Raw genomic sequence first — 13,866 nt, forward strand, 5'->3', positions numbered from 1 at the left:
GTATGCCCGTGAATTGTCCACGCAGCCCATCAAAGCAAGGGGGAGCACAAACGCGCCAGTGAGTCCCAGAGCCGCACCAGGAAGCGCTGCTTGCGCTCGTAATGCACCTGGCGCGCGTTCTGCAGGTCCAGGGCGAACTGCTGCGCCAGGTCGCCGTTGAGCTTGAGCCCGTAGGCGATGGCGCAGACCTCGTAGTTCAGGAAGAAGCTGCGGTGGTCGAAATTCGCCGTCCCGATGATCGCCATGCTGTCGTCCACGACCAGGGTCTTGGAATGCAGCATGCGCGCGCGGTACTCGTACACCTTGGCGCCGCAGGCGATCAGCTCGTCGAAATACGAGCGCGCCGCTGCCGTGACGATGAACGAGTCCGACTTCTCCGGCACCAGGATCTGCACGTCCACCCCGCGCAGCGCGGCATTGGTGAGCGCGGTCATGGCCGACTCGGTGGGCACGAAATACGGTGTCGTCAGCAACACCCGGTGATCGGCCGCGTTGATCGCGGCGACATAGGCGCGGTGGATGGCTTCGAGCCGGTTGTCCGGGCCCGAGCTCACGACCTGCACCGCGTGCTGGCCCTCGGGCATTTCGGGCAGAAGTTCGTCGAGGTCCGGCGGCTCCACCGGGTGCGTGCGCTCCAGCGCATAGGACCAGTCCTCCAGGAACACCGTCTGCAGCCAGTTGACCACGGGGCCTTCGAGGCGCAGATGCACGTCGTGGTAGGCACAGTCCATCACGCGGCTGTCCTCCTCGTCGGTGATGTTCACGCCGCCGGTGAAGCCCACGGTGCCGTCGCAGACCATGATCTTGCGGTGGGTGCGGAAGTTGATCACCGGGCGCAGGCGCCGGCCGATCTTCGACTGGTGGAAGAAAGCGAACTCCCCGCCGGCCTCGACCAGCGGCGCGTAGAACTTGCGCTTGAGCTTCTTCGAGCCCATCGAGTCGACCAGCATGCGCACCTTGACGCCGGCGCGCGCGCGCTCGACGAGCGCTTCCATCAGCGCGGTGCCGGTGCGGTCGGGCTCGAAGACGTAATACTCCAGATGCACATGGTGCTGCGCCGCGCGCACCGCCTCGAGCAGCGCGTCATAGGTGCGGTCGCCGCCGACCAGCAGTTCCATGCGCTCGGCGCTGCTGACCGGGAACTCCGCCGTGCGGCTGACCAGGCGCGCCACCTGGTGCAGGCGCTCGGTGGCGGCCGGCATGCGCTCGCGCAGCCGCGCCGCGCTCACGCGCAGGCGCGAGGCGCGGTGGCGGCGCAGCCGCTTGTTGCGCAGGCGCTTGAGGCGTTGCGGGCCGAAGAAGTAATAGACGCCCAGGCCGCCCACGGGCAGCGCGGCCAGCGCCAGCAGCCAGCCCAGTGTCGCCACCGGCGCGCTGCGCTGCATCAGTACCCAGACGCCAATCACGAGAGCGTAAACCCACCAAACCAGCCAGAACAGCGAGATCGCATTCTCGGAGTTCCAGTATTCGCTGAACCATTGCACGACGGATGCCTTTGAAAAGACCAAAAAAAGCCGACAGCGCAGGCTGTCGGCTCGGGGAGGGTGTCACGCGGCGGTGATCAATCGGTGGTGGCCTCTTCGGGCTCGGCCGGCTCGGAGCGGCCCTTGTCCTTGCGCGGCAGCGGCTGGATGTCCAGCTGCACCTCGCCCTGGGCATCGCCCGTGCCCTCGACCCAGTCCACGTTCAGGCGCCCGCCCTCGACCAGGCGGCCGAACAGCAGTTCGTCGGCCAGCGAGCGGCGGATGGTGTCCTGGATCAGGCGCTGCATCGGGCGCGCGCCCATCAGCGGATCGAAGCCCTTCTTCGCCAGGTGCTTGCGCAGCGCATCGGTGAACGTGACCTCGACGCGCTTCTCCGCCAGCTGGGTCTCCAGCTGCAGCAGGAACTTGTCGACCACGCGCATGATGACCTGCTCGTCGAGCGACTTGAAGCCCACGATCGCGTCCAGCCGGTTGCGGAACTCGGGCGTGAACAGGCGCTTGATGTCGCCCATCTCGTCGCCCGCCGCACGCGGGTTGGTGAAGCCGATGCTGGCCTTGTTCATGGTCTCGGCACCCGCGTTCGTCGTCATGATGATGATGACGTTGCGGAAGTCGGCCTTGCGCCCGTTGTTGTCCGTCAGCGTGCCGTGGTCCATGACCTGCAGCAGCACGTTGAAGATGTCCGGGTGCGCCTTCTCGATCTCGTCGAGCAGCAGCACGGCGTGCGGCTTCTTGGTGATCGCCTCGGTCAGCAGGCCGCCCTGGTCGAAACCGACGTAGCCCGGCGGCGCGCCGATCAGGCGGCTCACCGCGTGGCGCTCCATGTACTCCGACATGTCGAAGCGGATCAGGTCCACGCCCATGATGAAGGCCAGCTGCTTGGCAGCCTCGGTCTTGCCCACGCCCGTGGGGCCGCTGAACAGGAACGAGCCGATCGGCTTGTCGCCCTTGCCCAGGCCGGAGCGCGCCATCTTCACGGCCGAAGCCAGCACTTCCAGCGCCTTGTCCTGGCCGAAGACCACGCTCTTGAGGTCGCGCTCGAGCGTCTGCAGCTTGCTGCGGTCGTCGTTCGAGACGTTGGCCGGGGGAATGCGCGCGATCTTCGCGACGATTTCCTCGATCTCGGCCTTGCCGATGGTCTTCTTGCGCTTGGACGCGATGACGATGCGCTGCGCGGCGCCGGCTTCATCGATCACGTCGATGGCCTTGTCGGGCAGATGGCGGTCGTTGATGTACTTGGCCGACAGCTCGGCCGCGGCCTGCAGCGCCGCCGCGGCGTACTTGACGTTGTGGTGTTCCTCGAAGCGGGTCTTCAGGCCCTTGAGGATCTCCACCGTCTCGGGCACCGTGGGCTCGACGACGTCCACTTTCTGGAAACGGCGCGACAGCGCTGCGTCCTTCTCGAAGATGCCGCGGTATTCGGTGAACGTCGTGGCGCCGATGCACTTGAGCTGGCCGCTCGACAGCGCCGGCTTGAGCAGGTTGGACGCATCGAGCGTGCCGCCCGAGGCCGCGCCGGCACCGATCAGGGTGTGGATCTCGTCGATGAACAGCACCGCATTGGGCTTGTCCTTGAGCGACTTGAGCACGCCCTTCAGGCGCTGCTCGAAATCGCCGCGGTACTTGGTGCCCGCCAGCAGCGAACCCATGTCGAGCGAATACACGACGGAGTCGGCAAGGATTTCCGGCACGTCGCCCTGCGTGATGCGCCAGGCCAGGCCCTCGGCGATCGCGGTCTTGCCCACGCCGGCCTCACCGACGAGCAGCGGGTTGTTCTTGCGGCGGCGGCACAGGATCTGGATCGTGCGCTCGACTTCGTAGTTGCGCCCGATCAGCGGATCGATCTTGCCTTCCTTGGCCGCCTGGTTCAGGTTGAGCGTGAACTGCTCGAGCGGCGAGGCCTTTTCCTGGCGCTCGCTGGCGCCGCCCTCTTCGCCCTCGGCATGGCCGTCGGACTTGGCGGCCTCCGGCGGCTCGCTCTTCTTGATGCCGTGGGCGATGAAGTTGACCACGTCCAGGCGCGTCACGCCCTGCTGGTGCAGGTAGTAGACGGCATGGGAGTCCTTCTCGCCGAAGATCGCCACCAGCACGTTGGCGCCGTTGACTTCCTTCTTGCCATTGCCCGTGGACTGCACGTGCATGATGGCGCGCTGGATCACCCGCTGGAATCCCAGCGTGGGTTGGGTATCGACTTCGTCGCTGCCTGCGACCTGCGGCGTGTTGTCCTTGATGAAGTTGGACAGGGATGCACGCAGATCGTCGATGCTCGCCGAGCAGGCGCGCAACACTTCGGCCGCACTGGGATTGTCGAGCAGCGCGAGCAAGAGGTGCTCCACGGTGATGAATTCGTGGCGCTGCTGACGGGCCTCGACAAAGGCCATGTGCAAGCTGACTTCCAGTTCCTGAGCAATCATGAAGGGACTCCTTTGGGCTTGCGTGATTTCATTATGGAGATAAATCGGGGCGGTTGCAGCTTATTCAACAGGCTCCAATGTCGCCTGTAGTGGATGGCCGGCTTTTGCTGCCGCCTGATGCACCTGATCGACCTTGGTGGCCGCGATGTCGCGCGGATAGACCCCGCATACGCCCCGGCCGTCCAGATGGATCTTCAGCATGATCTGGGTGGCGGTCTCGCGGTCCTTGCCGAACAGCTCCTGGAGCACGGCAATGACGAACTCCATTGGCGTGTAGTCGTCGTTGAGCATGACAACCTGGTACAGCTTCGGTGGCTCCACACGCTGCGCGCGCCGCTCCATCACGACCGAACCGGCATCATCTGTGCCTGGGCCCTCGGGGGGCTTGGGTGGAATGTGAGGGGGTTGTGTCATGAATTCATTCTAGCGAGCCACCGAGGCTCTTTTGTCTTTGCAGATGGGAAGGATGGAGCCGATTTCAAGCCCGCGGAGCAGCCTTTTGCGCCCGCTCCGCCAAGCCCTTGTTTTCATTCGTAGATGACCACGGCCTGGCCGCTGCCCGCCTGGGCCGACCAGGCCGCCAGCGCCGCGTCGCTGGGGTAGAAGCGGCTTTGCTCGCCCAGCTGCAGCTCGGCCGTGGCCGCGCCGCGCGGCGACTCGCAGCGCAGGCCCAGGCGCACGCGCAGGCCGTGCACCAGGGGCTCGGCCTGCTCCTGCTCCACGCGCCGCGCCGGGAAGTCGCCCAGCACGCGCAGCACGTCGGGCATGGTCTCGCCCACGCTGACCTGCAAATAGCGCCCGAACTTGCAGCGCGCATCGGCCAGGCTCCACAGCTGCTGCACCTTCATGCGCAGGCCGCCGCTGAAGTGGTCGAGCTGCAGCCGGCCGCTGACGACGACGAACTCGTCCTCCTTGAGCAGCTCCTTGTGCGCGTTGAGCACGCCCTCGTCGGCCGAGGCCTCGATGGTGCCGGACTTGTCGTCGATCTTGAACAGGCCCAGGCGCCCGCGCTGGCCGGTGATGGCGCGGAAATCGCTGATGATGCCGGCCATGACCTGCGGCTCGCGGCTGTCGCGCATCTCCTCGATGCGCGTGCGCACGAAGCGCCGCACCTCGGTTTCGACCTCGTCGAACAGATGGCCCGAGAGGTAGAAACCCACGGCGGTCTTCTCGAAGGTGAGCCGCTCCTTGATGCCCCAGGGCAGGCGCTCGGCCAGCTCCGGCTCCTGCGTGCTCGAGCCCACGGCGTCGTCGCCCATCATGTCGAACAGGCCGCCCTGGTTGGCGTTGGCATGGGTGGCGTTGGCGAACTCGAAGGCGGTGTCGATGGACGCCACCAGCGCCGCGCGGTTCTGGTGGATGGAGTCGAAGGCCCCGGCCTTGATCAGGGCTTCGAGCGTGCGCTTGTTCAGCCGCGTGCGGTCCACGCGCACGCAGAAGTCGAACAGGCTCTTGAACGGCCCCTTCTCCGAACCGCGCGGGCCGGTGCCCGTGCCTTCGCGCGCGGCGACGATGGCCTCGATGGCCGCCTGCCCGCCGCCCTTGACGGCGCCCAGGCCGTAGCGGATGACCTTGTCGGTCACGGGCTCGAAGCGGTGGCGGCCGCGGTTCACGTCCGGCGGCTCGAAGGTCAAACCCATCTTCAGCGCGTCTTCGTAGAGCACCTTGAGCTTGTCGGTGTCGTCCATTTCCACCGTCATGTTGGCGCAGAAGAACTCGGCCGTGTAGTGCACCTTGAGCCAGCCGGTGTGGTAGGCCAGCAGCGAGTAGGCGGCGGCGTGCGACTTGTTGAAGCCGTAGCCGGCGAACTTCTCCATCAGGTCGAAGACCTCGTCGGCCTTTGCCTCGTCCAGCCCGTTCTTGGCCGCGCCTTCGCGGAACAGTTCGCGGTGCTTGGCCATCTCGTCGGCCTTCTTCTTGCCCATCGCGCGGCGCAGCAGGTCGGCGCCGCCCAGCGAGTAGCCGCCGAGCACCTGCGCGGTCTGCATCACCTGCTCCTGGTAGACCATGATGCCGTAGGTCTCGGCCAGCACCTTCTCGACCATCGGGTGCGGGTACTCGACCACCTCGCGCCCGTGCTTGCGCGCCACGAAGCTGGGGATCAGGTCCATCGGGCCCGGGCGGTACAGCGCGTTGAGCGCGATCAGGTCCTCGAGGCGGCTCGGCTTGGCGTCGCGCAGCATGCCCTGCATGCCGCGGCTTTCGAACTGGAACACCGCCTCGGTCTTGCCTTCGGAGAACAGCTTGTAGGTCAGATGGTCGTCGAGCGGAATGCGCTCGTAGGCGAAATTCTCCTGGCCCTTGTGGCGCTGCATGATGAATTCGCGCGCGATCTCCAGGATCGTGAGCGTCGCCAGGCCCAGGAAGTCGAACTTGACCAGGCCGACCGACTCGACATCGTCCTTGTCGAACTGGCTGACGGCCGAATCGCTGCCCGGCTGCTGGTAGAGCGGGCAGAAATCGGCCAGCCGCCCCGGCGCAATGACCACGCCGCCGGCGTGCATGCCGATATTGCGCGTCATGCCTTCCAGGCGCTGGGCCATCTCGATCAGCGTCTTGACGTCCTCTTCCTTCTCGATGCGCTCGGCAAGCAGGGGCTCGGCCTCGATCGCGTAGGTGTACTTGTCGCCGTCCTTCTTCGGATTCGGCGGGTATTTCAGCGTGACGTGCAGGCCGGGCTTGTTCGGGATCAGCTTGGAGATGCCGTCGCAGAAGGTGTAGCTCATGTCCAGCACCCGGCCCACGTCGCGGATGGCGGCGCGCGCGGCCATGGTGCCGAAGGTCGCGATCTGGCTGACCGCGTCGCGGCCGTAGCGCTGCTTGACGTAGTCGATGACGCGGTCGCGGTTGGACTGGCAGAAGTCGATGTCGAAGTCGGGCATCGACACCCGCTCCGGGTTCAGGAAGCGCTCGAACAGCAGGTTGTATTCCAGTGGGTCCAGGTCGGTGATGTTCAGCACGTAGGCGACCAGCGAGCCCGCGCCCGAACCGCGGCCCGGGCCGACCGGGCAGCCGTTGTTCTTGGCCCACTTGATGAAGTCGCCCACGATCAGGAAGTAGCCGGGGAAGCCCATCTTCAGGATGGTGTTCAGCTCGAACTCGAGCCGCTCCACATAGCGCGGGCGCTCGGCGTCGCGCCTGGCGGCATCGGGATAGAGCAGCTCCAGCCGCACTTCCAGCCCGTCGAAGGACTCCTTGCGGAAGAACGACTCTTCGGTCATGCCCTCGGGCACGGGGAAGTTGGGCAGCTGCGGCTTGCCCAGCACCAGCGTCAGGCTGCAGCGGCGCGCGATCTCCACGCTGTTGGCCAGTGCCGAGGGCAGGTCGGCGAACAGCGCCTGCATCTCGGCCTGGGTCTTGAAGTGCTGCTCGCGCGTGAAGCGCCGCACGCGCTTGGGGTTGCCCAGGATCTCGCCCTCGGCAATGCACACGCGCGCCTCATGGGCTTCGTAGTCGTCGGGGCCGGCGAACTGGATCGGGTGCGTGGCCACCACCGGAAGATTCAGGCGCGCGGCCAATTGCACGGCCGCCAGCACATGCGCCTCGTCGTCCGCGCGGCCCGCGCGCTGCAGCTCCATGTAGAAGCGGTGCGGGAACATCTTCGCCAGCCGCAGCGCCTGGTTGGTGGCGCCCGGCAGGTCACCGCGCATCAGCGCCTGCCCCACGGGGCCGGCCTGCGCGCCCGACAGCACGATGAGCCCCTCGCCCAGTTCCTGCAGCCACTCCCAGGTGTAGCAGGCCTGCGACCTGACGACATTGCGCGTCCAGCCGCGCGCCAGCAGCTCGCACAGGTTGTGGTAGCCGGTCTTGTTCTGCACCAGCAGGACCACGCGCGAAGGGGCCGCGCCCTCCTCGCCCTCGAGCTGGATCTCGGTGCCCAGCACCGGCTTGACGCCCTTGCCCCGCCCTTCCTTGTAGAACTTGATCGCACCGAACATGTTGTTGTAGTCGGTGATGGCCAGCGCGGGCTGCCCATCGGCGGCAGCGGCCTTCACGATGGCGTTGATACGGGTGGTCCCATCGATGACGGAGAACTCGGAGTGCAGGCGCAGATGAACAAACATGGCCGGTATTGTAGAAAGGCCCGGCCCGGGGCGCCGCGAGCCGGCGCCCGCAGGCCCCGCGGGGCGCGGGCCTTTGCGGACATTACAATGCCGTATCCTGCGCCTTTATCGGCCTTGGCACTCCCCGGAGTGCCCCACACCAGATGCCCCTCATTGCCAGAAAGCTTCCTGCCATGCTGCGTTTGTCCTCGCCCCTTCTTCCTGCCGTGCTCGCTGCGGGCCTGCTGGCGGCTTGTGCCCAGACCCAGGAAGATCCCACCGCGAAATGGACTCCCGACCGGATCTACACTGAAGCGCGCGACGAGGTCTCGGCCGGCGCCTTCGACAAGGCCGTGCCGCTGTTCGAGAAGCTCGAAGGCCGCGCCGCCGGCACGCCACTGGCGCAGCAGGCCCAGCTCGAGAAGGCCTATGCCCAGTACAAGGCCGGCGACAAGGCCCAGGCGCAGGCCACGCTCGACCGCTTCCTGAAGCTGCACCCGGCCAGCCCGGCCACCGATTACGCGCTCTACCTCAAGGGCCTGGTCAACTTCAACGACAACCTGGGCATGTTCGCCTGGCTGTCGCGCCAGGACCTGTCCGAGCGCGACCAGCAGGCGGCCAAGGATTCCTACGAGTCCTTCCGCGCCGTGGTCACGCGTTTTCCAGAGTCGAAGTACGCCAACGATTCGCGCCAGCGCATGACCTATATCGTCAATTCGCTGGCCCAGTACGAGGTGCATGTCGCGCGCTACTACTACGAGCGCGGCGCCTACGTGGCGGCCATCGGCCGCGCGCAGACCGCGCTGGCGGACTACGAAGGCGTGCCGGCTGTGCGCGAGGCGCTGCTGATCCTGATCAAGTCCTACGATGCGCTGGGCATGACACAGCTGCGCGACGACGCCCAGCGCGTGCTGCAGACCACCTACCCCGATGGTGCCTCTACGGAGCTGCCGAGGAAGACGAATCCCTGGTGGAAGTTCTGGTGAGCGCCAGCGCCTGCAGCGCCGCGTCGTAATCGGCGCTCGTATGCAGGCGGCGCATCGGCGGCAGCGCCGCCAGCAGCCGCCGGCCATAGGGCTTGGCCACCAGCCGCGTATCGGCGATGACCAGCACGCCCTGGTCGGTTTCGCGCCGGATCAACCTGCCCGCGCCCTGCTTGAGGGCCATTGCCGCCTCGGGCAGCATGTAATCGCGGAACGCGCTGCGCCCCACGGCTTCGAGCTGCTGCGAGCGCGCCTCGACCAGCGGATCGTCGGGCGGAGGGAACGGCAGCTTGTCGATCACCACCAGCTCCAGCGCGTCGCCGGGCATGTCCACGCCCTCCCAGAAGGTCGCAGAGGCCACCAGGATGCAGCCGCGCCCGCCCGCTTGACCAGCGCCTTGCCGGCCAGCGCCTTGCCGGCCGGCGCGAAAGCGCTCGAGCAGCAACTGCTTGGGCGCCTGGCCCTGCACCAGCACCTCCAGATCCGAGAACAGGCCGAACTGCGCCTGCAGCGCCGCGCCGATGGCCTGCAGCGCCTTGGTGGTCGTCGTCAGCACCAGCGTGCGCCCGCCCAGCACCTCGGCCGAGCGCTGCACCAGGGCCGCGACCTCGGCGCTGTGCGCGGGCGTGCCAGGCGCGGGAAATTCCTGCGGTACATAGACGGCCGCCTGATGCGCATAATCGAAGGGACTGTCCACGCGCAGCACGCGCGCGTCGCGCAGCCCGCACGGCTCGGTGAACCAGCTGAGGTCGGCGTCGTCGCCCAGCGTGGCCGAGGTGAAGATCCAGGCACCGGGGCGCGGGCCGGCGCCGTCCGCCCCTTCGCCCTCCTGCAGCAGCCGCGTGCGCACGATGCGCGCGATGCTCAGCGGCGACTCGATCATGCGCAGATGGCGGCTGCCGACATCGAGCCAGCGCACGCTGTCGTCGCTGCTGGTCTTGCCGAACAGCGCCAGCCGGCGCAGCAGCGCCTCGCCGCGCGCATAGAGCTGGCGCAGCTCGGCCGCCATTTCCTCGACGGCCCCGAGCGCCACCAGCGCCGCATGCAGCGCCTGGCCCAGCGACGAGAAGGCGTGCGACCAGACATGGGCGTCGAGCCCGTCGGGCACGGCGCCCAGCCAGCGCAGCCGCTCGCCCACCGCCGTGCGGCCCGCCGCCAGCCTTAGGTCGCGCACGGTGCGCTCCAGATCGGCGCTCAGCTGCATCCAGTCGCCCATGCCGCGCGCATGCTCCAGCGTCTGCGCCAGGAAATCCCGCGCATAGCCCTGCAACTGCGCCGTGCCCACCAGCGTGCCGGCGAACTGTATGCCCGTTTCATTGAGCTGGTGGGCCTCGTCGAACACCACCACGCCCACCGACGGCAGCAGCTGCGCCACGCCCGATTCGCGCACTTCCAGATCGGCGAAGAACAGGTGGTGATTGACCACCACCACATCGGCCACCAGCGCCTCGCGCCGCGCCACGTTGAGGTGGCAGGGCCCGAACTGCGGGCAGGCGCTGCCCAGGCAGTTGTCGCGCGTCGAAGTGACCAGTGGCCAGACGGGAGAGTCCTCGGGAATGCTCGAAAGCTCGGCCAAGTCGCCGCTGCGCGTGACGCGCGCCCATTCCTCGACTTGCGCCAGCGTGCGCAGCAGCTGCGGGTCCTTGGGCGCGCCGCGTCCCTGTCGCGCCTGGCCGAGGTGGTGCTGGCACAGATAGCTGGGCCGGCCCTTGAGCTGGGCCATGCGCAGCGGCAGCCCCAGCATCTGCGCCAGGCCCGGGAGGTCGCGCGAGAAGAGCTGGTCCTGCAGCGCCTTGGTGGCGGTGGAGATCAGCACGCGCTGCCCGCTGAGCAGCACCGGCACCAGATAGGAATAGGTCTTGCCGACGCCAGTGCCGGCCTCGACCACCAGCACGCCGCCATCGGAGATGGTTTCGGCCACGGCCAGCGCCATTTCGGTCTGCCCGCCGCGTGGCCGGAAATGCGGCTGCGCCCGCGCGATCACGCCGTCTGCCGAGAAAGCCGCCTGCACGGCGGAAAAATAATCGTTCACGCCGCTCCTGGAACCGCTGCACAACTGGCAGGAATTCTAAGAGCTTGCCACGCGCGCGCGGTTCCAGCCGGCTCCTGCCTCTTTGTCCCGGGTCGAAGCAGGGCCGCCCAGCCCGCTGGCGGAGGGAGAACCAAGCATTCCCAAGGGCTTTTGGTACATGCATGAAAATGCCGCCCGGCGTCCTCATCTGCGTCCAATTCCGGCCTGTTCGCATGGCAGGCGCGCCGCATGGCCGCCGCTGCCGATCGGCTTCCGCCTGCACATGAGGGGTCGGGCGTGCCACACCATTTCCCGTATTGGCCTTTTCCGTTCCCGTGTCTTTTCCCATCGACCGCCTCTTTCTGCTGATCATCCCGGCCTGCATGCTGCTGCTGGGCTGCACGCTGGTGGGCTGCTGGCTGGTGCAGCGGCGCCACCGCTATCTGCCGTGGGTCGCGGGAAGCTATGCGCTGGTGGGGCTGGCGCTGGCCTGGCAGACGCTGCTGCCGCCCGAGGAGCTGCAGCGCTGGGCCGTGTTCACGGGCGTGATGTACCTGTTCGGCGCCTGGAGCTTCGCGCGCGGCATTGCGGGCTATTACGGCGTGTCGGCGCATCCGCGGCTTGGACTGCTCATCAGCGCGGTGGTGCTGCTGGCCCTTCATTACTACAGCCAGGTGGTGCCCGATATCTGGACGCGGCTCTACTGGCTCAACGCCGGACTGGGGCTGCTGCAGCTGCTGCCGGCGCCGCACATCCTGCGCCTGCGTCCGGCCACCGGGTGGCTCGAGCGCACGATGTACTGGTCCTATGTGCTGTTCGCGGTCAACACCAGCATTCGCCCGCTGCTGTCGCTGGCGCTGGGCAGCCTGACCGAAGACGGGCGTGGCTTCTCCTCTTATTGGCTGATGATGCTGGCCACCACCATGCTGTTCGTCCTGCTGTTCGCGATGCTGCTGCTCGCCAACTCGGTGCGCGACGCCCTGAGCGCGCTGCGCACCGAGCGCAACATGGACCCGCTGACCAACCTGCTCAACCGCCGCGCCTTTCGCGAGGCGGCCGAACCCCTGCTCAGCGATCCCCGGCTCGGCCCCTGGACGCTGCTGATCGGCGACATCGACCATTTCAAGCGCATCAACGACAGCTGGGGCCATGCGCGCGGCGATTACGTGCTGCAGAACGTCGCCCATGCGCTGACCCAGCAGGTGCGCGCGGGCGACCTGGTGGCACGCTTCGGCGGCGAGGAGTTCGTGCTGCTGCTGCGCAGCGATCTGGCCGGCGCGGAACAGATCGCCCAGCGCATACGCACCCAGCTGAGCGAGGACAGGAGCCTGCTGCCCAACGGCGAGCGCATGACCATCAGCTTCGGCATCGCGCCGATCGAGGACCTGTCGCAGCTGTCGGCTGCGCTGTCGCATGCCGATGGGCTGCTCTACCAGGCCAAACAGGCGGGGCGCGACCGGGTGCATGTGGCGCGCAGGGTGCGGGAGAAGGCAGCGCGGGGGCTGTGAAGCCGCTGGCCGAGCCGGGCCATTGCCGAGTGCGTGGAAAGTGGAGCGGGCGATGGGAATCGAACCCACGCTATCTGCTTGGGAAGCAGAAGTTCTACCATTGAACTACGCCCGCTTCAGGTGATGCCTCCACGCCGCACCGGGGGAGGCTACCAAAGCCGCAAGTATAGGATATTTGCGCGGCCGGCTACCAGCCGTTACATGAGGCCGACGCATTCAAGGCTCGCAAGGCGAATTAATACCTGAGGAAAACTACAGTGTTTAGCACTGAATGAGCTCTGCTGCGCGCAAGTTTATCCAGTGCTGACAATCACTTGCGTGAAGCGCCCGCGCGGGGCGCCTGCGGTGCGAGTGCAAACATTCGGCCCAAGGACGGGAGCTCGGCGTTTGGAGGTTAACATCCGCGCAGAATGACGAAGCGACCCCGCAAGGCCAGACGCAGACGCTCTTTCAAGAGCGAGGTGTTTTCCAAGATCAATGGCCTCCTGCGGATGCGCCGGTTCTGGTTCGGCTTGACCTCCTCGGCGGCCGTGGGCCACCAGGTGTCGGGTTGCACACTGGGCTCGGGTCTTTATGACTCGATGCTGGCCAAGTTCAGCGGCACGGTGGCGGCTCCGCTGCTGGCCTCGGTGCTGGCCACCCTCACCCCGCTGGCCGATGGGCTCACGCGCTATGTGCTGCATGACCTGCTCGGGCTGCCGGTCGGCACGTCTGGCAGCGCCAGCTCCTCGGTGGCCGGCACGCCCAGCAGCAGCGCCACGCAGTTCTCGCAATGCCGCCAGCATTTTCCCGCGGGCCAGCCGCCCATGGTGCCGGACTCGTCCAATCTGCGCGAGCTGTGCTACAGCGCCTTCGCGGTGCTGCACAGCGGCAGCCACAAGACCCCGGTGTTCGTCGCCGAGCGGCTGAACCGCGCAACCATCGCGCAGGCCAAGGGGCGCCAGCGCACCGACAGGTTCTTTGCCGACGCGCGCCTGCCGCGCGCCGAGCGTGCCGAACTGGCCGACTACCAGGGCTCGGGCTACTCGCGCGGCCACATGGCGCCGGCCGGCGACATGGCCAGCGCCGAAGCCATGGCACAGAGCTTCAGCCTGGCCAACATGGTGCCGCAGAACCAGGCGCACAATGCCGGGCCCTGGAGCCAGATCGAGCAGGACACGCGCAGCTACGCGCAGCGCGCGCAGGGCGATGTCTATGTGTTCACCGGGCCGGTGTATTCCGGGCCGATCAAGACCATCGGACCGAACAAGGTGCAGGTGCCCAGCCATCTGTTCAAGCTGGTCTACGACGCGAGCACGGGCAGGAGCTGGGCGCATTGGCAGGCGAATGCGGCGGGGACAAGGATGAGCGCGCCGATCAGCTATGAGGAGCTGGTGCGCAGGAGTGGGATTCGGTTCTTGCCGGGGTGAACAAACAGCTGTTG

At 67.1% G+C, this 13,866-nt stretch carries 8 protein-coding genes and 1 tRNA gene; 3 read left to right on the forward strand and 6 right to left on the reverse strand.

Annotated features, from left to right (window positions below; all coding sequences use genetic code 11):
- Nucleotides 1-29: 29 nt before the first annotated feature.
- The 4 genes from cls to dnaE all read right to left on the reverse strand — a co-directional run bounded on the left by cls (nt 30) and on the right by dnaE (nt 7,962).
- The gene (cls, locus tag M9799_RS00520) at nt 30-1,484 is read right to left on the reverse strand and encodes a cardiolipin synthase (RefSeq protein ID WP_231042477.1); all 1,455 of its coding nucleotides are present in this window, start codon (nt 1,482-1,484) and stop codon (nt 30-32) included.
- A 77-nt stretch (nt 1,485-1,561) separates the two neighbouring features.
- Nucleotides 1,562-3,898, reverse strand: a complete 2,337-nt coding sequence (clpA, locus tag M9799_RS00525; RefSeq protein WP_231042478.1) for an ATP-dependent Clp protease ATP-binding subunit ClpA — start codon at nt 3,896-3,898, stop codon at nt 1,562-1,564.
- Nucleotides 3,899-3,958: 60 nt separating this feature from the next.
- The gene (gene clpS, locus M9799_RS00530) at nt 3,959-4,312 is read right to left on the reverse strand and encodes an ATP-dependent Clp protease adapter ClpS (protein ID WP_231042479.1); all 354 of its coding nucleotides are present in this window, start codon (nt 4,310-4,312) and stop codon (nt 3,959-3,961) included.
- 113 nt (nt 4,313-4,425) lie between these two features.
- Nucleotides 4,426-7,962, reverse strand: a complete 3,537-nt coding sequence (dnaE, locus tag M9799_RS00535) for a DNA polymerase III subunit alpha (protein WP_231042480.1) — start codon at nt 7,960-7,962, stop codon at nt 4,426-4,428.
- A gap of 173 nt (nt 7,963-8,135) precedes the next feature.
- On the opposite strand from dnaE, the gene M9799_RS00540 reads away from it, so the two are divergent.
- Nucleotides 8,136-8,927, forward strand: coding sequence for an outer membrane protein assembly factor BamD (locus M9799_RS00540; RefSeq protein WP_231042481.1), 792 nt, complete (start codon nt 8,136-8,138; stop codon nt 8,925-8,927).
- Here the strand turns inward: M9799_RS00540 and M9799_RS00545 are convergent.
- Nucleotides 8,881-10,956, reverse strand: coding sequence for a DNA repair helicase YoaA (locus tag M9799_RS00545; protein WP_231042482.1), 2,076 nt, complete (start codon nt 10,954-10,956; stop codon nt 8,881-8,883). The two genes, M9799_RS00540 and M9799_RS00545, sit on opposite strands and share 47 nt — an antisense overlap.
- 314 nt (nt 10,957-11,270) lie before the next feature.
- Between M9799_RS00545 and M9799_RS00550 the strand changes: the two genes are divergently transcribed.
- Nucleotides 11,271-12,443 (forward strand): GGDEF domain-containing protein, encoded by a 1,173-nt coding sequence (locus tag M9799_RS00550; RefSeq protein ID WP_231042483.1) that lies wholly within the window; start codon nt 11,271-11,273, stop codon nt 12,441-12,443.
- A 41-nt stretch (nt 12,444-12,484) separates the two neighbouring features.
- On the opposite strand, the gene M9799_RS00555 is transcribed toward M9799_RS00550, so the two are convergent.
- Nucleotides 12,485-12,558 (reverse strand) — tRNA-Gly (locus tag M9799_RS00555).
- Between the two features lie 295 nt (nt 12,559-12,853).
- Between M9799_RS00555 and M9799_RS00560 the strand changes: the two genes are divergently transcribed.
- Nucleotides 12,854-13,852 (forward strand): DNA/RNA non-specific endonuclease, encoded by a 999-nt coding sequence (locus M9799_RS00560; protein WP_255662458.1) that lies wholly within the window; start codon nt 12,854-12,856, stop codon nt 13,850-13,852.
- The last annotated feature ends 14 nt before the right edge of the window (nt 13,853-13,866 follow it).

Origin of the sequence: Comamonas endophytica, from assembly GCF_023634805.2 — a bacterium.
Classification (GTDB): Bacteria; Pseudomonadota; Gammaproteobacteria; order Burkholderiales; family Burkholderiaceae_C; genus Comamonas; species Comamonas endophytica.

Excerpts from the sequence above, each read along its gene's own strand:
- clpA (WP_231042478.1), bottom strand. The coding sequence starts at position 3,898 with ATGATTGCTCAGGAACTGGAAGTCAGCTTGCACATGGCCTTTGTCGAG.
- clpS (WP_231042479.1), bottom strand. The coding sequence starts at position 4,312 with ATGACACAACCCCCTCACATTCCACCCAAGCCCCCCGAGGGCCCAGGC.
- dnaE (WP_231042480.1), bottom strand. The coding sequence starts at position 7,962 with ATGTTTGTTCATCTGCGCCTGCACTCCGAGTTCTCCGTCATCGATGGG.
- M9799_RS00540 (WP_231042481.1), top strand. The coding sequence starts at position 8,136 with ATGCTGCGTTTGTCCTCGCCCCTTCTTCCTGCCGTGCTCGCTGCGGGC.
- M9799_RS00560 (WP_255662458.1), top strand. The coding sequence starts at position 12,854 with ATGACGAAGCGACCCCGCAAGGCCAGACGCAGACGCTCTTTCAAGAGC.